This window comes from Chitinophaga flava (genome assembly GCF_003308995.1).
Taxonomy (GTDB): domain Bacteria; phylum Bacteroidota; class Bacteroidia; order Chitinophagales; family Chitinophagaceae; genus Chitinophaga; species Chitinophaga flava.
Window position 1 is genome coordinate 2,594,638 of the sequence record NZ_QFFJ01000001.1, and the last position, 22,965, is coordinate 2,617,602.

The 22,965-nt window shown below is 47.9% G+C and carries 11 protein-coding genes; 7 read left to right on the forward strand and 4 right to left on the reverse strand.

Annotated features, from left to right (window positions below):
* Position 1 precedes the first annotated feature (1 nt).
* From DF182_RS10350 to DF182_RS10360, 3 genes are all read right to left on the reverse strand, one after another.
* Positions 2–3,589, reverse strand: a complete 3,588-nt coding sequence (locus tag DF182_RS10350) for a TonB-dependent receptor (protein ID WP_113615551.1) — start codon at positions 3,587–3,589, stop codon at positions 2–4.
* A 167-nt stretch (positions 3,590–3,756) separates the two neighbouring features.
* Complete coding sequence (locus tag DF182_RS10355) at positions 3,757–4,893, reverse strand: FecR domain-containing protein (RefSeq protein ID WP_113615552.1); 1,137 nt, start codon at positions 4,891–4,893, stop codon at positions 3,757–3,759.
* Between the two features lie 52 nt (positions 4,894–4,945).
* Positions 4,946–5,518: an RNA polymerase sigma factor gene (locus DF182_RS10360; RefSeq protein ID WP_113615553.1), complete on the reverse strand. Its 573-nt coding sequence runs from the start codon at positions 5,516–5,518 to the stop codon at positions 4,946–4,948.
* Between the two features lie 378 nt (positions 5,519–5,896).
* Here DF182_RS10360 and fabF point away from each other — a divergent pair, with 378 nt between their 5' ends.
* From fabF to DF182_RS10380, 4 genes are all read left to right on the forward strand, one after another.
* On the forward strand, positions 5,897–7,159 hold the full coding sequence (fabF, locus tag DF182_RS10365; protein WP_113615554.1) for a beta-ketoacyl-ACP synthase II: 1,263 nt from the start codon (positions 5,897–5,899) through the stop codon (positions 7,157–7,159).
* 237 nt (positions 7,160–7,396) lie between these two features.
* On the forward strand, positions 7,397–10,276 hold the full coding sequence (gene uvrA / locus DF182_RS10370; RefSeq protein ID WP_113615555.1) for an excinuclease ABC subunit UvrA: 2,880 nt from the start codon (positions 7,397–7,399) through the stop codon (positions 10,274–10,276).
* A gap of 24 nt (positions 10,277–10,300) precedes the next feature.
* Positions 10,301–10,801: a DUF6452 family protein gene (locus tag DF182_RS10375; RefSeq protein WP_113615556.1), complete on the forward strand. Its 501-nt coding sequence runs from the start codon at positions 10,301–10,303 to the stop codon at positions 10,799–10,801.
* Positions 10,764–11,555 (forward strand): DUF6048 family protein, encoded by a 792-nt coding sequence (locus DF182_RS10380; RefSeq protein WP_113615557.1) that lies wholly within the window; start codon positions 10,764–10,766, stop codon positions 11,553–11,555. Before DF182_RS10375 ends, DF182_RS10380 begins: the two co-directional genes overlap by 38 nt.
* Here the strand turns inward: DF182_RS10380 and DF182_RS10385 are convergent, their stop codons facing one another.
* Positions 11,556–12,017, reverse strand: coding sequence for a GNAT family N-acetyltransferase (locus DF182_RS10385; RefSeq protein ID WP_113616842.1), 462 nt, complete (start codon positions 12,015–12,017; stop codon positions 11,556–11,558).
* A gap of 123 nt (positions 12,018–12,140) precedes the next feature.
* Between DF182_RS10385 and DF182_RS10390 the strand changes: the two genes are divergently transcribed.
* The 3 genes from DF182_RS10390 (at position 12,141) to DF182_RS10400 (ending at position 22,947) form a co-directional block, all read left to right on the forward strand.
* Complete coding sequence (locus DF182_RS10390; protein ID WP_113615558.1) at positions 12,141–13,628, forward strand: ATP-binding cassette domain-containing protein; 1,488 nt, start codon at positions 12,141–12,143, stop codon at positions 13,626–13,628.
* Positions 13,629–13,776: 148 nt separating this feature from the next.
* Positions 13,777–19,371 carry an alpha-2-macroglobulin family protein gene (locus DF182_RS10395; protein WP_113615559.1) on the forward strand — a complete coding sequence of 1,865 codons (5,595 nt, stop codon included), beginning with the start codon at positions 13,777–13,779 and terminating at the stop codon, positions 19,369–19,371.
* 648 nt (positions 19,372–20,019) lie between these two features.
* Entirely contained in the window at positions 20,020–22,947 is a 2,928-nt protein-coding gene (locus DF182_RS10400; RefSeq protein WP_113615560.1) for a SusC/RagA family TonB-linked outer membrane protein, read from the forward strand.
* The last annotated feature ends 18 nt before the right edge of the window (positions 22,948–22,965 follow it).

A 22,965-nucleotide genomic window follows, 5' to 3' on the forward strand; every position in this document is an offset into this window, starting at 1 on the left:
ACTAGAAAGTAACATTAAGGCCCAATGCATACTGCTTCATAGTTGGATACCCAACGTTGGCGCCGATTTCCGGATCGAGGCCTGGATATTTGGTAATCGTCAGCAGGTTTTCTCCACTCACATATACAATGGCTTTGCTGATAGCCGCACGTTTGGTAAGACGTTCCGGAATCTGGTAACCGATCTGCACATTCTTTAATTTCAGGTAAGAGGCATTGTAGAGATAGAAATTATTATCCAGGCTGTTCTGCGGATCTGTATTCAGCTTCAGACGAGGATACTTACCGTTGATATTGTTGGCAGGATCAGCAGGATTGGCGTCGTTGTAATAGTAGTGATCATTGGCTACATCCAGTCCGATCGCATTACCGGCAGAAGTAACAGAGCTTAAATATCCGCGGTCGTTGTAGTAATACTGCATCCCGGCACTTCCGGCCCATATCATATTGAGGTATATTCCTTTCCAGGATGCGCTGAGGTTAAACCCGTAGTTGTATTTAGGCGTACCACTGGTACCGGTGAAGGTCCTGTCGTAGTTGTTGCCATAGATGCCATCACCATTGGTATCAGCATAAATCAGGTCACCATACCAGATTTTTCCTTTATCGGCGCCCTGAGCAGGCAAGAAGGTATAACCGGCGGCCATCATGGCTTTCAGCCAGTCCATATCCTTTGGTGTCCGGATCATGCCGTCTTTCGGACCACCGTTGATATTCACGCTGCCATCTGCATTGAAATAAGTACCACTACCCTGATACAGTTTGTTGAGATAATACTCATCGATCTGGTGTCCTTCCACCCTGTATTTATTCCCACTATTGGAAGATACCTTACCGATATTAGAAGCCCATACTTTGTTGCCATTGGCATCAGTGGTGTAACCATCCTGGAAAGCGCCGCGATACGATGTGATGATATTTTTATTGTAGGAGAAATTACCGCCGACAGTAATATCCACCTCGCCGAATTTATGATTGTAGCTGGCCACCAGTTCAATACCCTTATTGGATACAGTAGCTGTGTTTACAGTAGGAGCATCGGCATTGCCCGCTGTCAGTGGTATAGGCGGCGTGGTAATGATACCGCTGGTGGATTTGCTGTAGTAATCGATAGAGATGTTCAGGGCATTATTCAGCAAAGTCGCATCCACTCCTATATCAGAGATAGCCGTAGCTTCCCAGAGCAAACCGGGGTTACCCAGTTTGGTAACAGCCAATGCATTGACAGCAGTATTGTTGAAGGAATAATATACCTGGTTGTAGAGCGTCTGATAATCGTAGTTGCCTTTAGACCTGTCGCCACCGCCGTTGTTACCCAGTTTACCCCAGGAGCCACGCAGTTTCAGTTGCTGGAAATCTTTCAGGAGATCTTTCAGGAATGTTTCTTCTGTGAGGCGCCATCCTGCAGAGAAAGAAGGATAATAACCCCAACGGGATGCGGATGCAAAGCGGGAAGAGCCATCATAGCGGAGGTTAGCCTCTAACAGATATTTGTTCCGGTAGGCGTAGTTAATACGGCCAAACCAGCTGCGGAGCGCATTGTCATATTCTGCACCTTCAAATACGTTGTTGGTGTTTCCGGCCACATTAATGTTGGTCACTTCTTCAGAGATCAGGCCTTTCCTGCTGGCGGCATCACGGTTGTAGTAAAAGTAATTCTGGTTATAACCAACGAGTGCAGAAAAATCATGTCCACCTTTGAACTGTGTGCTGTAGCGCAATACGTTATCGAAGGTGGTGGTGAAGTCTTTGTTGTGTTCCACGCTGGTGGTGAGCTGGTCTGGTGTGGCAGCCGGCTGTTTGGCCACGTTGGTGGAGAGGTCCCATTTTGCAAAAGGAACATCATGGAATTGTTTATCCTGGAAACGGGTCTGGTAGTTGAATTTGGTTTCAAATGTCAGTCCGCGGAGGAGAGAGAGTGTGGCGTATACGGTGGAGTTGAATCTGTTCCTCACATTTTTTCCTGCTACGTTATTAAGATATAACAGGATGTTATTGGCTGTCTGTGATTCTTCCAGGGCAGTTGGGAATCCGTATTTTCCCTGGTAGATGGACGGAACGCCCGGTGTTGTCTGCCGGAGATAGTTGAAGGCGTTTTCTGTATTTCCCAGTCCGAATAATTCCTGGCTTGCAAACGTTTGCGTACCAACCGTAATAAATTGATTGATTTTGCTGTCCAGGTTGAGGCGGATCTGATAACGTTTGGCTTCTGTATGGTCCATCGTACCGGGGTTGTTCAGGTAGCCTGCGGAAACCAGGAAGGTAGATTTTTCTCCACCGCCGGCAACGGAAATGTTATGCTGTTGCAGCACGTTGTGTTTAAATACGGTATTGGCCCAATCTGTATTGGCATATACCACGGAGTTGGGGATACCTGCTGCATTCAGATCATTGGGATTATTGTTGGCATTGATCCAGGTATCAATGGTCTGCTGCTTAAACAGTTCAGCCTGTCCGAGGTTGCGGGCACTTTCGTTGTAGAGCTTCATGTAACGCACATAGTCGTTCACAAACTTGGGCAGGTTGCTGGGTTGTACAGTAGACAGGGTACCACTGTAGGTAACAGTTGTGCGGTTGCGGCTGCCCTTTTTGGTGGTGATGAGGATTACACCGTTTGCAGCCAGGGTACCGTAGATAGAAGAGGAGGCTGCATCCTTGAGCACAGAGATGCTTTCTATATCTGTCGGGTTTACGGCATCCATGGTACCGATGATACCATCAATCACGACCAGCGGATCGCTGTTGTTGAGTGTACCCACACCACGTACACGAATGGTGGCTTCATCAGAACCCGGTTTACCGGAACTCTGACGCACCTGCAGCCCGGGGCTTAATCCGGCTAATGCGCTGGACACATTGGTAACCGGACGATTCTCCAGGCTTTTGCTGGTAACAGTAGTCACGGCACCGGTGAGGTTCACCCTTTTTTGTGTGGCATATCCAACTACTACCACATCCGTGAGATCTGCATTTTTTTGTTTCAGGGTAACAGTAATGGATGAACGGCCTTGCAGATTTAACTCTTGTCTTTCAAATCCAATATAATCCACTACCAGTATGGCATTGGCTGGATCTGCATCTCTAATCAGAAATTCGCCCTTTTCGTCTGTCATCGCACGTTTGGTAGTGCCTTTCAGAACAACGGAAGCTCCAGGAAGGGCTTCACCCTTATCGTTTACAATGCGTCCGCGCAGATCCACGTCCTGCACGGCTGTCAGCTGCATTTTTTCTTTTCTGGTATCTACCACAATCACTTTATCCACAATGGAATAAGTGAGAGGCTGCCCGGAGAAACAGACATCCAGTGCTGATTTTAAATCCACATTGGTGAGAGAAACAGTAACGCGCTGTGCTTTGGAAAGCATTTCATCGCGGTACATAAAATTGTAACCCGTTTGCTGGGTAATACTTTTAAAGACCTGGGCAAGCGTAGCATTGCGCTGATGCAAGGTTAATGTCTGGGAATACCCGAGTGCGGCCACCTGCAGGGAAAGGAATACCAGCAGGACCATCAGCCTTAATACCCGGAATGTCTTGAAAAAAGTGAATTTTTGGGCATACGAAGTCCCATTGTAGTGAGGAGAACTCATACATCACATGTGTTTGGTGAAATGTTATCGGTATTGGAATAGATTAGTTATGGCAATCGGAAACCCTTAGCCCGATTGACTTCTGGCTTTTTAAAATGGTTTTTTCATTGTTCTGCTTACATTTTAGATTTAGATTATTGGTTTTTACATGTTGATATAATGATTGATTAATTCCTGCTGACTATCAGTCTGCGATCCTTCAGTTTACAGTGGATGCCACTCAGTTCCAGCATTCTGATAATGTTTTCCAGGCTGGTGTTGCGTGAAAATACCGCGCTGAGGTGTTCTTCAGGGATACCATCTTCAAACTGCAGCTGAAGGTCATACCATCTTGCCAGTTGTCTTAGTGCCACATCAATTGTTTCTCCGGCAAATTCGAATTTTCCATCTTTCCAGGCTATCACCGCGTTCACATCGGCCTGGGTGACGGTCAGCTGCTGACTACTGTCTGATGCAGCCTGTTGCCCTGGTGATAGTTGTTTGGTGGTATGGCCGTTGGTCACGTTGACGGCGCCTGTTATCAGTGTTGTTTGGATGCGCTTCTCCTCGGGGTAAGCCATGATATTGAAGGAGGTGCCCAATACCTGCACTTTCATATTATTTACCTGGACGATGAAGGGCTTATTTTGATCTGGTGCAATTTCGAAATAGGCTTCCCCGCTCAGTTCCACAGTGCGTTGTTGTCCATTAAAGCTGGTAGGGTATTTCAATGAGCTGGCAGCATTAAGCCATGCTTTACTGCCATCAGGCAGCACTACTGCAAACTGGCCGCCCTGTGGTGTTTTCAGGGTATTGTACTGTACTGCGCTGTTGTGATTGTTCTCCGGTGTGTATACCAGGGATTTTCCGTTTACCTGGGCATTGCCAATAGCAGCCTGCAGACTGTCGTTCAGGGCCATGGTGCTGCCATCGTCCAGTACCAGTATGGCCTTGTTGCTTCCTGGCATCACCGGTAACGGGGCATGTGTGGCAGCAAGCTGAGATGGAGCCGCGTTTCCGGATATCCGGAGCCACCATAGTCCTGCGCCGAGCACAAGGGTAATTCCGGCCGCTACAGCGGTACGTTTCAGCCACAGCCTGCGGACCCTGTTGCGGGAAGGTGCTGGTTGCTGAACCAGTTCCTGCAGGTTTCCCTGTATTCTGCCGAAAATTTCTTCTTTGTCAAAACCGGGAACAGGGGGGATATTCACCTGTTCGTCGCTGAAGGAGTGGTACCATTGATTTACCAACGCACGTTCCTCTGCGGAGGCTTCTCCACGCAGATACTTCTCTATAGCGTTTAATAGATCCTGGTTTACTTTCATAACGGTAATTACACTGATGAGTCGAACAACTGGAAGGGATCCCCTACGTCGTTCAGAAAAAAAAGGAGAAAAATATGGAAAATAAGTGTCTGATGCTACCCTTCAGCTGGCGTAGAGCCTTTGTGAGCTGGTTTTCCACGGTTTTACTGGAGATATTGAGTGTTTGTGCGATTTCTTTTACCGGCATGCCCTGTTCACGGCTGTAGCGGAATATCAGCTGGCATTTTTCCGGGAGTTTGTTCACTTCTTCCTGCAGGAGCTGCAGGATATGTTTATACTGGTAGGTCATTTCCGGCTCTGCAACGTTTACCGGTATGTTGGTACTGTAAACCTCCTGGTACTGACGCAGCAGTTGTTCCCGGCGGAAGCGGTCCAGGATCTTATATTTGACGGCCGTGGCCAGATAGGCGCCGGCATTGTTGATCTGCCGGTTATGCCGCTGGTTCCAGAGGCTGGCGAATACGTCCTGTACGATATCTTCAGCTGCCTGTATGTCGGACAGCCTGTTATAAGCCACTGCGAGCAGCTTTTCACGGTAAGCCTCATAGATTTCGGTAAATGCAGACGCATCATCCTCCCGCAGACGCTCCATCCACAAAATATCTTTATTTGGTTGACCTGTCATCAGTATGGCACAAGTGTATATGCGATATTAAATATTATTTTCCGGCTTTTCGATACTTGTCATGAAATCTTTATAAGATGCAGGTATGATCCGGGGACTTTTCTCTTATCAACGAACGAACAGGAAGGTACCCTTTCCTGTTGGAGGTAACCAGTCGGGGCTCCCGAACATGCTTTTTCCCCTTGCCTGGCAGAAAATATTAACACTTTATAACACTTTTGGCTTTCCCGGTACAAGTTCAGACAATCCAAATCCGCCACAGTATTGACCTCAATCTCCAAAATGGAAAGTTATGTTATATAATCTTAATGAATATGCTTATCTATAACAATAAGTAACTAAATTTGCGCTCTAACTTTTTTTATTAAAGTAAAAAATATGCGTACTGTTACACTGAAAAGGGTTGTGGTTACCGGCTTGGGAGCACTGACACCTATCGGGAATGATGTTAATACTTTTTGGAGCAATTTGAAGGCTGGCGTAAGTGGCGCGGGGCCCATCACTAAGTTTGACACCACAGAGTTCAAAACCAAATTTGCCTGTGAAGTCAAAGGATTTGATGTAGAGAAATACATGGAAAAGAAAGAAGCCCGCAAAATGGACAACTTCACGCAGTACGCTATGGCAGCTGCACACGAAGCGGTTGTGGACGCAGGCCTCGAAAAAGAAGGTATCGATAAAACCAAAATAGGCGTGATCTGGGCTTCCGGCAACGGAGGTATGCTCACGTTCGAAGAACAGATCGTTGAATTTGCTGCAGCTAACTTTGTACCTAAATTCAACCCGTTCTTTATTCCCAAGCTGATTTGCGACATCGCAGCCGGCCAGATCGCTATGAAATACGGTTTCATGGGCGTTAACTTCTGTACCGTGTCTGCCTGCGCATCTTCTACCAGCGCCCTGGTGGATGCTTTCAACTACATCCGTCTGGGTAAAGCCAACGTAATCGTAACCGGTGGCTCTGAAGCTCCTGTTACCCGCGCTGGTATCGCAGGTTTTAACGCGCTGAAAGCACTGTCTACCCGCAACGAAGAGCCAGAACATGCTTCCCGTCCTTTCGACACAGAACGTGATGGCTTTGTAATGGGCGAAGGTGCCGGTGCCATCGTATTGGAAGAATATGAACACGCTATCGCCAGAGGTGCTACCATCTATGGTGAAATGATCGGCGGTGCCATGACCTGCGATGCCTACCACCTCACAGCTACCCACCCCGAAGGCCTGGGCGCCAGACTGGGTATGGAACAAGCCCTGGAAGACGCTGGTCTGACAACTGCTGATGTAGACTATATCAACTCCCACACCACCTCCACACCAGTAGGTGACGTGAGCGAGCTGAAAGCCATCGTAGCTGCCTTCGGTGAACACGCTGAAAAGCTGAACATCAGCGCCACCAAATCCATGACAGGTCACCTGCTCGGCGCTGCTGGTGCTATCGAGGCCATCGCTTGTATCAAAGCTACTCAGGAAGATATCATTCCGCCTACCATCAACACTACAGTACTGGGCGAAGGTATTCCGACCAACCTGAACCTCACCCTCGGCAAAGCACAGAACCGCACCGTAAATGTAGCCATGAGCAACACTTTCGGCTTCGGTGGACACAATGCCATCGTAGTATTTAAAAAATACACCAAATAAGCAGCCCTGCTGCCTTAAACATAACTGTCAGCGAAGATCTTCACAGAGGTCTTCGCTGATCTTTTTATGCCCGCAAAGCATCAAAGTAACAATGCAGCAAAGTTTATTGAATCATCAATAAATATCCTCATCCCCCTGAAAATCATCCGCAGCAATCATCTCCACACACAAATCCCAAAATCAAAAAATCGGAAATCAAAAAATCCTAATTATCCCGTAGCTTAGTAGTTTAATATTATGGCAAAGAAAAAAGAGAATGTAACCGCCGCACCCGTTCCGGAAATCACGCCAGATGACCAGATTGAAGTATTTGGCGCACGGGAGCATAACCTGAAAAACCTTGACCTGCAGTTGCCCAAAAATAAGCTGGTGGTAATCACCGGCATCAGCGGAAGCGGGAAATCCTCTCTCGCTTTTGATACCATATACGCTGAAGGACAACGCCGATATATGGAAAGTTTTTCCGCTTATGCCCGTCAGTTTATCGGTGACATGGAAAGACCCGATGTGGACAAAATCACCGGTCTCTCTCCCGTTATTTCTATAGAACAGAAAACGACTAATAAAAATCCCCGTTCTACTGTAGGTACCATCACGGAAATATATGACTTCCTGCGCCTGCTCTACGCCCGCGCGGGACTGGCATATTCCTACAATACCAACAAACGCATGACGCGTTTCTCGGAAGAAGAAATCCTCGAACATCTGTTCAAACACTATCCTAAAAAGAAACTCGTCATTCTCGCTCCCATGGTACGCGGCCGTAAAGGTCACTACCGTGAACTGTTTGAACAGGTACGCAAACAGGGATACCTTAAAGTAAGAGTAGATGGTGAAATCCTGGACCTTAAAGAAAGGATGCAGGTAGACCGCTACAAAATACACGATATCGAACTGGTGGTAGACAGGGTACAGGTACAGGAAGATGCCCGCACCCGCATCAGCCAGAGTGTGCAGAAAGCACTCACTATGGGCAAAGGCCTCATGTTTGTAATGGACAACGACACCAACAAGGTTAGTCAGTACAGCAAACAGTTGATGTGTGAAGATACCGGTATCTCCTACGAAGAACCATCTCCCAATACCTTCTCCTTTAACTCGCCCTACGGTGCCTGCCCACGCTGTAAAGGCCTCGGCAGCATCTACCAGATTGATATGGACAGCATCATCCCTGATGCCAGCATATCCCTGGAAGATGGCGGCCTTAAACCACTGGGAGAAGCCAGAGACACCTTCACCTACAAACAGGTGCAGCAGCTGGCTAAAAAATATAAGTTCTCCCTCACAGGCCCTATATCCGCCATCCCGGAGAAAGCCATGAACGTACTGCTGTTTGGCGATGAAAACGGTAAACTGGATGTAGACCTTTCCTTCGATGAAAACACAGACGCCACCAAGTATTCTACCGAATATGAAGGTGTGGTCAACATGGTGCGCCGTTATTTCAACAGCACCAGCTCCGATCATATACGCAGCTGGGCCGAAGGTTTTATGGCCCTCAGCACCTGCCCTGAATGTAACGGCACCCGCCTCAAAAAAGAAAGCCTCTTCTTTAAAGTAGACGATAAAAATATTTCCGAGCTGGGCAACATGGACCTCAACCATCTGTTTGACTGGTTTGCCAACATCGAAGACCGCCTCGAGAAAAAACAAAACGCTATCGCCAAGGATATCCTGAAAGAGATCCGTGAGCGTCTGGGCTTCCTGCTGAATGTAGGTCTCAACTACCTCACCCTCAACAGGCCCACCCGCACGCTCAGCGGCGGAGAGTCGCAGCGTATCCGCCTGGCCACCCAGATAGGTTCCCAGCTCATGGGCATCACCTATATCCTGGATGAGCCCAGCATCGGCCTCCATCAGCGCGATAATATGCAGCTCATCGATGCCCTGCGTAACCTGCGTGAAATGGGTAACACCGTGATTGTCGTGGAACACGACAAAGATATCATGCTGCATGCTGACCACCTGATAGACATCGGCCCCGGCGCCGGTAAACACGGTGGCCAGATCATCGCTCAGGGTACCCCTTCCCAGATACTTAAACTCAACACACCCACTGCCGGCTACCTCAATGGAAAACGCGCCGTGGAAATACCCGCCCAGCGCCGCAAAGGCAGCGGCAACAGCCTGGAGCTGAAAGGCGCCACCGGCAACAATCTGAAGAATGTCAACCTGAAACTGCCACTCGGCACTTTCATCTGTGTGACCGGCGTTTCCGGTAGTGGTAAATCCACCCTGATCAACGAAACGCTCTATCCTATTCTCTCCAAACATGCATACGATTCCAAAGCCGTACCGATGCCCTATAAAAGCATCAAAGGCCTGGAACATATCGACAAGGTGATAGAGATAGACCAGTCACCTATCGGCCGTACGCCCCGCAGCAACCCGGCCACCTACTGCGGCTTCTTTACCGATATCCGCACTCTCTTCGCCTCCGTACCGGAAGCCAAGATCCGGGGCTATAATGCCGGCCGCTTCTCCTTCAACGTAAAAACAGGCCGCTGCGATGTTTGTGAAGGCGGTGGCATGCGTGTCATCGAAATGAACTTCCTCCCCGATGTATACGTTCACTGCGAAAAATGCAATGGCCGCCGCTACAACCGGGAAACACTGGAGATCCGCTATAAAGGCAAATCCATCTCCGATGTGCTGGACATGACCGTAGATGAAGCAGTGGAGTTTTTCCAGGCCGTACCATGGATACACCGCAAAATCAAAACCCTGCAGGATGTAGGATTGGGATATATCACCCTCGGCCAGTCGGCCGTTACCTTGTCCGGCGGTGAGGCCCAGCGCGTAAAACTGGCCACCGAACTATCTAAAAAAGATACCGGCAAAACCATCTACATCCTCGATGAACCCACTACCGGGCTGCATTTCCAGGATATCGTGCTGTTGCTCAAAGTGTTAAACAAACTGGTAGACAGAGGCAATACCGTACTGGTCATTGAACACAACCTCGATGTGATCAAAATGGCCGACTACATCGTAGACCTGGGCCCCGAAGGCGGCGCAGGCGGTGGCACCATCCTCTGTACAGGCACCCCCGAACAGGTAAGCACCTGTAAAGACAGCCATACTGCCGGATTCCTCAAAAAGGAGCTGGGAATTTAATATCTTGCCAACTGTAATTAAAGCATGAGAACGTTATACCAGATACTACTCACCTGCGCCGCGCTCATAGGCGTGGCCGCTTGTGAGAATGAAACCAAACTGTGCGACCAGACACTTCGTACAGACCTTCACATACACTTCTCCCTGCTCGACACCACCAAGGGGATATTAAGGGTACGTGATACCACTATGCCCAAAGTGACGTTATTTGCTATCAGCAATGGTGTCAACAAAGATTCTATCTACAGAAAACAACCGCTGCAGGATATCTTCCTGCCCCTGTCGCCCGTAGTAGATAGCAGCATCTTCTTTCTGCGGGTAGACTCCGCACTGACACCCGACACACTCACATTCAGGTATAAACGTACCAGACACTTTATATCACCAGGTTGTGGCTTCGGTACCTTCTTTTTCCTGGATACCGTGATCACGACCCTGCATACCATCGATTCTGTAGTTATTAACTCAAAGGCAGTCACCAACAGTAATGATACGCACCTTACTTTGCTTTTCCTTAATCAGTAGTATCCTGTTAAGCTTTACTGCACAGGCACAAACACCTGCCAAACCCGCAGCCGCCAAAACAGATACCACCCGCAAACATATCACCGATACTACCAGAATAGTACCGGTGAAAGACAGTATCAACCACATTCCCGGTGGCCTCAGAATAGGAGTGGACCTGAGTCGCATCGTTACCTCTATCTACTATCCCTACCGCAAGGAGGGGACAGTAGTAGCGGACATACGCCTTACCCCCAGCCTCTATGCAGCCGCTGAAATAGGTTATGCCAACACGCCTCACAGTGATACCAACTACATCTACAAAGGCAACGGTGCTTTTATCACCCTGGGTATCGATTACAACTTCCTGAAAAGGCAGTTTCCCTCCGAAAAGAATATGTTCTACGGCGGTATCCGGTACGGATTTTCACACCTCACCTATGAGGTGCCTTTCTATAAAATCACCAACACTTACTGGGGCAACAACCTTAGCGGCTCCATTCCCAAAACCAATATCAACGCCCACTGGATAGAGCTGGTGCTGGGCCTGAAAGCGGAAGTGCTGAAAAATTTCTTCCTCGGCTGGAGCCTGCGCGAACGCATTCTGATCAGTAATGTAAAATCAGATGAATTCACCCCGCTGGTCATCCCCGGCTTTGGCAGTGGTTCCAAAAAGGCTGTATTTGATATGCAGTACACAGTCTCCTACCTGTTCCCCCTGTACAAAATCACGGAACATGTAAAGTTGACTGACAATAAAAAGAAAAAGAAATAATTAAGGACGGACCATCTCGATATGAGGTATACCATCTTCCATATAGGTATCACTGGTCTGTTCAAAGCCTAATGAGGTATAAAAGCGCTGCAGGTATTGTTGCGCACCGATCTTAATAGCTCCTTTACCATAAACCGATTCGACGGTAGCGATGGATTGTTCCATCAGCTGCCGGCCGATGCCGGTACCCCTCCCCAGTTGGGAAGTGACCACCCTTCCGATAGAAGCCTCTGCATATTTGATTCCAGGAGCAAATAAACGGGTATATGCCAGCAACTGCCCCTCTGCATTACGCCCCATCAGATGCAGCGCTTTCTGGTCGCTGTTATCCAAATCCTGATATGGACACTGCTGCTCCACTACAAATACTTCGGCCCGTAAACGCAGCACATCATATAATTCATCTACCGTCAGTTCTGCAAAAGGTTTGATCTCCCAGTTCATAAAATACTCGTTTGTCATAAATTTAATAGAAGCTTTCAATATTCCTATTAATTTTATAGCCGACAATAAATCATCTATGCTCTTTGCTCATCAGGAGCATCAGTAATATCAGCATTCATCAGTGTTCCAATTCAGAAAATAATGGAAATCAATAACCCGTTCCTCTCTCTTGAACATATTACCGTCAGATATCTCGACAAAACCATCTTTCAAACCCTTGACTGGGAAATACTGGAAAACGAACAATGGGCCATCACCGGCGCCAGCGGATCAGGTAAAACGGCCCTGCTCAATACCATACTTGGTAAGTTTAATATCATCAATGGTGGTATCCGTTATCATTTTTATGATGCGTGGAAACGGCAGCATACCGTTACCGATCCCTATTTCAACTATCGTAACCTGATCTCTCTGGTAGGTCATCACCATACTTTCCGTAACCTTTCCAATACCACCACCGATTTTTATTATCAGCAGCGGTTCAACAGTATGGATGCCGACAATTCCCCTACTGTAATGGAATACCTGGAAATCACAGCTGTACCGGACCTGGTAAAACCGCTGAAGATAGCACCCCTGATGGAAAAAAGGCTGATCAAATTATCCAACGGAGAAACCCGCCGTGTAATGATCGCCCGCGCACTCCTGCAACAGCCACAGCTGCTGATGCTCGACAACCCGTATATCGGACTCGATGTACAAACGCGGAAAGACTTCAGCCAGATGATCAATGAAATCATCAGCAATGGCACCACCGTGTTGCTGGCCACCACTCCGCAGGAGATCCCCGAACATATCACCCATGTGCTCACCCTGGAAAATGGTGCTATCACGGGCAAGTATACACGCAGTGAGTTTATGGAACTGCCCCTGCCCACACTGACAGACATCCCGCTGCCAGCCATGGAAGCGCAGCAGATAGCCGCCATTGTGCAACAGCGGCAGCCCGAAAACTTCGATACCATTGTGCGTATGGAAGAAGTACGGGTGAAATATGGAGAAGCCACTATCCTCGACCAGATCAACTGGACAGTGAGAACCAATGAAAAATGGGCCCTGCTGGGCCATAACGGTGCCGGCAAATCCACCCTGCTCAGTCTCATCAACGGCGATAACCCACAGGCTTATGCCAATAAGTTATGGCTGTTTGACCGCAGACGGGGTACCGGCGAAAGTATCTGGGACATCAAGAAAAAGATAGGCTTCATTTCCCCGGAACTACATCAGTACTTTACTTCCCGCGACAACTGCCTGAAAGTGATTTGCTCGGGCTTCACCGATATCATCGGCAGTACCCGCCCCGTAACGCCCGAACAGGAGGCTGTTGCCAAAGCATGGATGGAAATACTGGAAATAGATGTTTACCAGTCGGCACCCTTTAAACAGGTATCCGAAAGCACCCAGCGTATTTGTCTGCTGGCGAGGGCTCTGGTAAAAAATCCACCCCTGCTGATATTTGATGAACCCTGCCAGGGACTGGACAATCAACAGAAACAACACTTTAAAAAAGTGATAGAAATGTTGTGTGAACATATACCTGTTACCCTGATTTATGTGACCCACTATGAAGAAGAGTTGCCCGGCTGCGTGGATAAGTTCATTCGTCTCAGCGGAGGCAAAATGATATAGAATAGCCCATTTACGTATTTGATTATTTTTTTATTTAAAAAGATGATTACCGCATAGCCACATATCAAATGACTAAATAATCAAATACATAAATCAAAAAATAGTTCGATCTTCGTGAGTAATCGTTAATCACCATAATTCTTTCCTGATGCACCCAACAAAACGGCTGTTTGCTGTAGTAGCATTATTTGTTTCCCTGGCAGCGTTGTATATGATGAGTGGCTGCCGGACCACGCGAAAAGAGATGAATCCCGGATTTGCCAAGTATATAGAAGCTTATACGGCAGGTATCGTCTCCAAACAAAGCCCTATCCGCATTCAGCTGGCAGGGCAGGTAAATGTGACCCACACCCAGAATGAACCGCTGGAAAAGGAAGTCTTCGAGTTTTCTCCTTCTCTCAAAGGGAAGTCGTACTGGATAGACGCCACCACCATCGAGTTTCGCCCGGATGAAAATCTCCAGCCGGGAAAAACCTACCAGGCTACTTTTAAGCTGAACAAAATCATGGATGTTCCCAGTGAACTGAAGTCTTTTGATTTTGAATTCAAAGTCATTAAGCCATCTTTTTCCCTGGATATGGTCGGTCTGAAAGCCAGTACCAACACCACATTGGACAAGATGACCTATACCGGCGCCGTATATACGGCGGATGTGGAAAACCCACAGTCCATCGAAAAACTGCTGACTGCCCATTATGGCGGTAAAACACTGCCCATCACCTGGCAGCATAACAGTGCCGAACGTACGTCCAAATTCACCATCGCCAATATAGAACGCGCTAACATCGCCCGTAACCTGGAAATCAGCTGGGACGGTAGCGCCCTCAAAGTAGACAACAGCGGCAAAAAAACAGTGGAAGTGCCCGCCGTTGGCGACTTTAAAGTGCTCGATGTAAAAGCCATGTCTGATCCTGAACAACACCTGCTGGTACAGTTCTCCGATCCGGTGAGCGTAGCACAGAGCCTCGAAGGCCTTATCGGCATCAGCGGCCAGAGCGACCTGCGTTACACCATAGACGGCAGCGAAGTAAAAGTATATGCGCCCGTTCGTCTGGAAGGCAGCTACAACGCCATCATCAACGAAGGTGTGATCAATATCACCGACAAAAAGCTGGGCCAGACTTTCAGCGCCAACGTCAACTTCGAAAACACCCTGCCCGCCGTTAGCATCCCCGGCAAAGGAGTGATCCTTCCCGAAAGTAATAAACTGGTCATGCCCTTTGAGGCCGTTAACCTCAACGCAGTAGACGTGACCATCATTAAAATATATGAAAACAATGTGCCGCAGTACCTTCAGCGGAACAACCTGAACGGTGATCAGGAACTACGTCGTGTAGGCAAGCCCGTAGTAGAAAAAACCATCCGCCTGGATACCGACAAATCTGTGAACCTGCACAAGAAAAACCGTTTCTTCCTCGACCTCAATAAATTGCTGCGTACTGAGCCTGGTGCTATCTACCGTATTACCATCGGCTTCCGTAAAGCTTATGCACTCACCACATGCACCGAAGAGAAAAAAACCGGTGAAAACGGAGAAGCAGCCAAAGGAGAAGAAGAGGAAGGAGAAGGAGAATATTATGGAAGCGGTGAGAAGATAGATGATGAAGATGATTTCTGGCAGCGTTATGACAGCTACTATCCTTACGGATACAACTGGGACCGCCGCAACGACGCATGCTCCAACTCCTACTACAACAAAGACAAGTGGGCTTCCCGCAACGTTATGGCCTCCAATATCGGCCTCATTGCCAAAAGAGGTAATAACAACAGTATGCTGGTAGCGGTAACGGATATACGCGATACCAAAGCCCTCACCGGCGTGGAACTGGAACTGCTCGACTACCAGAACCAGGTGATCTTTAAAACCAAGAGTGATGGGGAAGGCCTGGCTACCTTCGACCTGAAACGTAAGCCCTACCTGCTCATCGCTAAAAAAGACAACGAAAGAGGATATCTCAAACTCGATGACGGAAGTTCCCTGCCCCTCAGCCGTTTCGATGTACAAGGAGAAGAAGTACAGAGTGGCATCAAAGGATTCCTGTATGGAGAAAGAGGTGTATGGCGCCCCGGCGATTCTATTTACCTCACCTTTATCCTGGAAGATAAAGACAGGAAACTGCCGGCAGACCACCCCGTTACGCTGGAACTGTACAATCCCAAAGGACAGCTGTACAAACGGATCAACCAGCACGAAGGTCTCAATGGTTTCTACAGCTTTGCTACCGCCACCCAGGCGGATGATCCTACCGGTAGCTGGGTAGCCAAAGTAAAAGTAGGAGGCGCCACTTTCCAGAAAAATGTGCGCATCGAAACGGTTAAACCCAACCGTCTGAAAATAAAAATGGACTTCGGTACCAACACCGCTTTGTCCAAAACCGGCACCCAGGGCACCCTCTCGGCCATGTGGATGTTTGGCGCCACTGCCCAGCATCTCAAAGCCAAAGTAGATGTATCACTGGTACAATCTGCCACCAGTTTCAAAAATTTCTCCGGCTTCACTTTCGATGACCCTGTCACTCATTTTGAAGCAGAAAATAAAACCATCTTCGAAGGCCCGCTGAGTGAAACCGGTACCGCACCTGTGAAAGCTGATATACAGCTGGGTAAACTGGCTCCCGGTCAGCTGAAAGCCAACTTCGAAGTAAAAGTATTTGAGCCCGGTGGTGATTTCAGTATCGACCACTTCTCCATGCCTTACAATCCGTTTACTTCCTATGTAGGCCTGCGGATACCACAAGGTGACCGCACCACCGGCATGCTGCTCACCGACAGAGAACATACTATAGACATCGTAGATGTAAACGATAATGGCAGCCTTACCGGCGGCACCCGCGAAGTACAGGTCGAACTGTACAAAATCCGCTGGAGATGGTGGTGGGATGAAGGTGAATCCGATGATTACTCCAACTTCACCCAGGACAGCTACAATCAGCTGATCAGCAAGGAAACCATCACCCTCAGCAATGGTAAAGGTAAATGGGACCTTCGGGTTAATTCACCTGACTGGGGCCGCTATCTCGTGCGCGTAAAAGATCTGCAGAGTGGTCATACCGCAGGTAAAGCCGTATACATCGACTGGCCGGGATGGGCCGAGCGTATGCAGAAGGAAAACCCTGCAGAAGCAGCCATGCTGGTGTTTACATCAGACAAACAACACTATAAAGCCGGAGAGGATGTGAACCTCACCATCCCCAGCAGCGCCGGCGGCCGTGGCCTCATCAGCATTGAATCCGGCAGCAAGGTGCTCAAAACATTCTGGATCAATACCCAGCAGGGACAAACTACTTTCCGCTTCAAGGCAGAAAAGAATATGACGCCTAATATATACGTCAACGTTACCCTGCTGCAACCACACGCACAAACCATCAACGACCTGCCTATCCGCATGTATGGCACCATTCCCATCACCGTGGAAGATCCAGGTACTATCCTGAAACCGGTCATCAGCATGGCCGATAAGCTGAAGCCTGAATCAGAAGCCAACATCACCGTCAGCGAAAGCAACGGCAAACCGATGACCTACACCATCGCCATCGTAGATGAAGGGCTGCTGGACCTCACCAGGTTTAAAACACCCGATCCGCACAGCTCCTTCTATGCCCGTGAAGCACTCGGCGTAAAAACATGGGATCTGTTTGACTTCGTAGTAGGCGCCTATGGTGCAGACATGGACCGTATCCTCAGCATCGGTGGTGACGAAGGACTCAACAAAAATGCCGGCGCCGCCAAAGCCAACCGCTTCAAACCAGTAGTGAAATTCGTGGGCCCCTTCTACCTCAAAGGTGGACAGAAACAAACCCATAAATTCAAACTGCCTCCATATATCGGTTCCGTGAAAGCCATGGTAGTAGCAGGACAGGAAGGTGCCTACGGCTTTGCTGAAAAAGCGGTGGCCGTGAAAAAACCGCTGATGTTGCTCACCACAGCACCACGTGTACTCGGACCTTCTGAAACAATACAACTGCCCGTAACCGTATTCGGTCTCGAACCCAATATCCGTTCCGCCAACGTAACCCTCAGCACCAGCCCCATGCTGGAAGTAGTAGGAGAAACCACCAAAACCGTTACCTTCTCCCAACCCGGAGAACAGATGGTATACTTTGATGTGAAAGTGAAACCGCAGACCGGTGTTGCCAAAATAAAAGCGGTAGCGACCAGCGGCAGCGAAAGAGCAGAGGAAGAGATAGAACTGAATGTACGCAACCCTAATCCGGTAGTTACTAACGTGATCGAACAAACGCTGGAAGCCGGTAAAAACTGGAATACCGCCTTCAGCCCTGTAGGCATGGCCGGCACCAACAAAGGTGTGCTGGAAGTGTCTACTATCCCGTCGCTCAACCTGGGCAAACGCCTGCAGTTCCTCATCAGTTACCCGCACGGCTGTATCGAACAAACCACCTCCGGCGTGTTCCCGCAACTGGTACTCAACCAGCTGATGGACCTCAAGGAGAGCCAGCTGGCCGAAATAGACCGTAACGTAAAAGCCGGTCTCAACAGGCTCAAAGGCTTCCAGACATCAGACGGAGGCCTCGGCTACTGGCCGGGTCAGGCCCAGTCTGATGAGTGGGGCACCAACTATGCCGGTAACTTCATGCTCGAAGCACAGGAGAAAGGATATACACTGCCTCCCGGATTGCTCGACCAATGGAAAAAATATCAGCGTAACAAAGCCACCACCTGGACTCCCAACACCCAGAACTTCTACGGCGGCGACCTTACCCAGGCTTACCGTCTCTACCTCCTCGCGCTGGCCAAAGCTCCGGAAGTAGGCGCCATGAACAGGCTGAAGGAATTCAAATACATTTCCGTTCCCGCTAAATGGAGACTGGCAGCAGCGTATAAACTGGCAGGACAACCTGAAGTGGCCAATTCGCTCATTCAAGGCCTGAGTACAGAAGTGAAACCATACAACCAGCTTGGCGGTACCTTCGGCTCCGATCTGCGTGATAAAGCCATGATCCTGGAAACACTCACCATCCTTGGACAACGTAACCGCGCCAACGATCTGGTGAAACAGATTGCTGCCCACCTGTCTCAAAACGACCAGTGGTACAGCACACAAACCACCGCTTATGCGCTCATCGCTATATCCAAATTCTGCGGCAACAACAAAGGCAGCAGCAAAATCAATATCAACTATACACTCAATGGTGTGAAAGGCAACTTAAACGGTCAGTCTTTTGTAGCTCAGGTGCCTGTTACATTCAATGGTGCACAGGGTAATGTTACCCTCCAGAACAACGGACAAAATGTACTGTATGTACGCCTCATCCTCCAGGGTCAGCCGGAAGCCGGCCAGGAACCAGTGGCTACCAACAACCCGGACATCCTGGGCATGCAGGTACAATACAGCACCCGTGATGGTAAACCCGTAGATCCTGCCACCCTTAAACAAGGGAGCGACTTTATGGCTACCGTGACCATCAAAAACCCTGGCAAACGCGGCTACTATGAGCAGATGGCCCTGTCACAGATCTTCCCTTCAGGATGGGAAATACTCAATACCCGCCTGATGGACAACGACAGCGCCTTCCATTCATCTCCCGCTACGTATATGGATATACGTGATGACAGGGTATACACTTATTTCAACCTGGAAGAAAACAAAACCAGAACCTACAACGTGCTGCTCAACGCCGCATACCTGGGCCGGTACTATCTTCCAGCCACTTCCTGCGAAGCCATGTATGATAATACCATCCATGCTTTTGTTCCAGGTCGCTGGGTAGAAGTAGTGAAGTAAAACAGTAATTATTTATCTATAAAAAAGCCGTTCCTGATCAGGAACGGCTTTTTTTATTTCGTAACAATTGTTACTGCAGCGCCTTTACTGTCATGATATTATCAAAATCCGGTAAGTGTTAATATTTTTTTAAAATTTTTTCTTCTTTTTTTCTAGATAACTTTTTATTTTTGTTTTGATGCTGTCTATTTACAGTTATCAGAGTACGCTTAAAAATCAACCAGCAATCAATCTAAACCGTAGATGCCTATATTTTAAGTAAGTCAACTGTCAACAAAAAATAAAACACTTATCAACTAAATAAAAAATAAAGCCATGCTACCCGCTAGACGCAGCATGGCGTGGTTTTGCACCTCAATACCGGACAATCAGATGTTCAGTATTGTAATGGGATTTCCTTGCCTTTATGGAGCTTATACTTCTGGTTTTTTGCATGATTCCCTGACATTTATTAACACTAAATCTAAATCTAAACACAGCACGCGTATGATATAACGTCAACGACTATATGAATTTATAACTGAGCATTTAATGTATTGAGCATTTTCTGTCTTAACCGATAGGTCTGTATTAGCGTCCGGACTTATCGGAAGAGCACTTTTTTGTCTGCACTTTTTCTTAACAATCATTAATCTAAATCGAGCGATTATGAAGAAAACACTACTTTTTCTTTTATTAGTCCTTACGTGTGTGCAGTTATTTGCACAGCAGCGTCAGGTTACTGGTAAAGTGACCGACGCCCGTGACGGCTCTGCATTACCAGGCGTAACAGTGGCCATTAAAGGAACCAGCACCGGTTCCACTACCAATCCGGATGGAACATTTAAAATCAATGTATCAGGCAACGTTACACTGGTTTTCAGTTTTGTTGGATTTGAAACCATGCACATGGCCATCGGAGAGAAATCTCATGTTAACGTACAACTGGCATCAGACCTGAAAACACTGAATCAGGTGGAAGTGAGCACTGGTTACATTTCCAAAAGAAGAGGTTCTATCACCGGTGCTATCAATGTGGTAGATGGAAAACAGGTAGAATCAAGGCCGTCCGGTAACTTCATGCACAACCTGCAGGGACAAGCTGCCGGTATGTATGTAATGGCCAACGGTGGCCGTCCGGGTGCTGCACCTGTAATCCTGATGAGGGGTGTAGGTTCCATCAACTCCGGTACTGCACCGCTTTACATTATAGACGGTCAGCCAGTGAGTGGCAGCGACTTCTCTCTGATCAACCCTAATGACATTGAGAACATCAACGTACTGAAAGACGCTTCTGCTACTTCTATCTATGGTTCCCGCGGTGCTAATGGTGTAATCCTGATCACCATGAAAAAAGGCGCTAAAAATACCCGCCCGCAAATCGACTACCGTGGCTTCTACGGTTATGCCGATATCAACCGCAACAAATTCAAAATGATGAATACCAAAGACCGTCTGGATTATGAAGTCTTCATCGGTAAAAGGAAAGCGGATGATCCTGCCATTCCTGAACTGCTGAAAAATGACTTCAACCAGTCCAAAGTGGTATTCAAACCTTCCCAGACACAATCTCATGAAATATCTGTGCGCAGTGGTAACGATGTGACCAGCATATACTTTGGCGGCGAATACTTCCAGATGGACGGTATCTACTTTGATAACAAATTCAAACGTTATTCCAGCCGTCTGAGCATCGATAACCAAACCACTAAATGGTTAAAATCTGGTGTGTCTTTATATGCTGCATACATGGAAGAAACCACCCCTAACGAAACCCGTAACTCCCTGAGCAACCCGGGTATGCTGGCTTACATGCTGATGCCATATGAAAACCTGAAAAACGAAGACGGTTCCTGGAAAAAATTCCTGCAGTACCAGGCATACAACGGCGCAAGAAACCAACTCTGGTCCCGTAGCCAGGGGCTGATGGGCAATGCCAACGATCACCTGAAAATCCTGGGTAATGTTTATACAGAAGCGACCATCACCAAAGAACTGAAATTCACCAGCCGCTTTGGTATGAACCTCTCTGACTATGTTACCAAAAGCTGGAATGCTCCTGAGTTAGCAGCCGCTGATAACGGTAACGCCTACAGACGTTTCTCCCGCTGGTCAAATTCCATCTGGACCAACACCCTCAACTACCGCAAACAAATAAAAGACCACTCTATCAACGCAGTGGTAGGTACTGAGTACAACGCACTCACCGATTACGACTTCTCTGTTACTTCCCGTAACACCGCATTCCCTACCCTGTATGAATTCGGTGCTATGACTGTTCCCAGCAGCTCTGGCGGAAGTTTGAGCAAATACCGCATGTTCTCTATGCTGGGTTCTGTGAACTATGGTTATAAAGAACGTTATTTCCTGGATCTCTCTGCCCGTCGCGATGGATCTTCCAAATTCGGTGCTAACAACAAATGGGGTACATTCTGGGCTGTTGGCGCACTGTGGAATCTTAAAAACGAAGATTTCCTGAAAAACTCCGAACTGATCAGCGATCTCCGTCTGCGTTCCAGCGTTGGTCTGACTGGTAACGATGATATCGGATTTTATCCTTCCTATAGCATCAACAGCAAATCCAACTACGAAGGCAAAGCAGGTATGGTGCCTACACAGGCTGCCAACCCTGAACTGGGCTGGGAAAAGAAACGCAAATTCAACGTTGGTTTGGATTTAGGGCTGGCCAACAATCGTGTGAACTTTACCATTGACTACTACCGCGAGCTCACTTATGACATGGTACTGGATGTTCCTGTTTCTTACCTCACCGGCTTCAGCTCTATCAAAGCCAACATGGGTAAAATGCAGAACAATGGTATTGAGTTTACCTTCAAATCAGACGTAATCCGTTCTAAAGATCTCAACCTGAACATTGGTGGTAACTTCACCTACAACAGAAACCGCGTTACAGAACTGTACGGCTTCAGAGACGAATTGCTGGGTACTGGTACCGGTATTCTGGTAAAAGTAGGCTATCCCCGTGGTCAGTTTAAATACAACCGCTTCTCCAGAGTTAATCCGGAAGATGGCCGCGAAATCTGGCTGGACAAAAACGGTAACGAAACCTTCAACTTCGACGGTGGTGACGCCGCTATCCTGGAAGGTAAAAACATGTATGCCCCTTACTATGGTGGTGCTACCTTCGACCTGAACTATAAAGGTCTCGGCCTGTTCATGCAGTGGAACTTCATGCTGGACAAATACATGGTTAACAACACCCAGGCATGGCTGGTATGGAACAACGATTCCTGGTTCAACACCAACCGCGTTGCTGACCTCTATGAGAACATGTGGAAAAAACCAGGTGATATTGCTAAATATCCTAAATATGGTTCTTCTACCGCCTTCGATGACAGATATGTGGAAAACGCATCTTTCCTGAGATTAAGAGACATCACTGTATACTACAATCTGCCTAAGAACCTGCTCAGCCAGACTAAAGTATTCCGTAACGCAAGAGTGTATGCCCGTGCCAACAACCTGCTCACTTTCACTCAGTGGAGTGGTTATGATCCGGAATACTTCAACAACCTCGAGCTGGGTATTTATCCTGTTTCCCGTTCCTATACCATTGGTTTAGATCTGACTTTCTAAAAGATTACCGAACATCCT

Bases quoted from the DNA above. Each gene is read 5' to 3' on its own strand.
- DF182_RS10360 (WP_113615553.1), bottom strand. From the start codon at position 5,518: ATGACAGGTCAACCAAATAAAGATATTTTGTGGATGGAGCGTCTGCGG.
- DF182_RS10380 (WP_113615557.1), top strand. From the start codon at position 10,764: ATGATACGCACCTTACTTTGCTTTTCCTTAATCAGTAGTATCCTGTTA.
- uvrA (WP_113615555.1), top strand. From the start codon at position 7,397: ATGGCAAAGAAAAAAGAGAATGTAACCGCCGCACCCGTTCCGGAAATC.
- DF182_RS10355 (WP_113615552.1), bottom strand. From the start codon at position 4,893: ATGAAAGTAAACCAGGATCTATTAAACGCTATAGAGAAGTATCTGCGT.
- fabF (WP_113615554.1), top strand. From the start codon at position 5,897: ATGCGTACTGTTACACTGAAAAGGGTTGTGGTTACCGGCTTGGGAGCA.
- DF182_RS10385 (WP_113616842.1), bottom strand. From the start codon at position 12,017: ATGACAAACGAGTATTTTATGAACTGGGAGATCAAACCTTTTGCAGAA.
- DF182_RS10400 (WP_113615560.1), top strand. From the start codon at position 20,020: ATGAAGAAAACACTACTTTTTCTTTTATTAGTCCTTACGTGTGTGCAG.
- DF182_RS10390 (WP_113615558.1), top strand. From the start codon at position 12,141: ATGGAAATCAATAACCCGTTCCTCTCTCTTGAACATATTACCGTCAGA.
- DF182_RS10375 (WP_113615556.1), top strand. From the start codon at position 10,301: ATGAGAACGTTATACCAGATACTACTCACCTGCGCCGCGCTCATAGGC.
- DF182_RS10395 (WP_113615559.1), top strand. From the start codon at position 13,777: ATGCACCCAACAAAACGGCTGTTTGCTGTAGTAGCATTATTTGTTTCC.
- DF182_RS10350 (WP_113615551.1), bottom strand. From the start codon at position 3,589: ATGAGTTCTCCTCACTACAATGGGACTTCGTATGCCCAAAAATTCACT.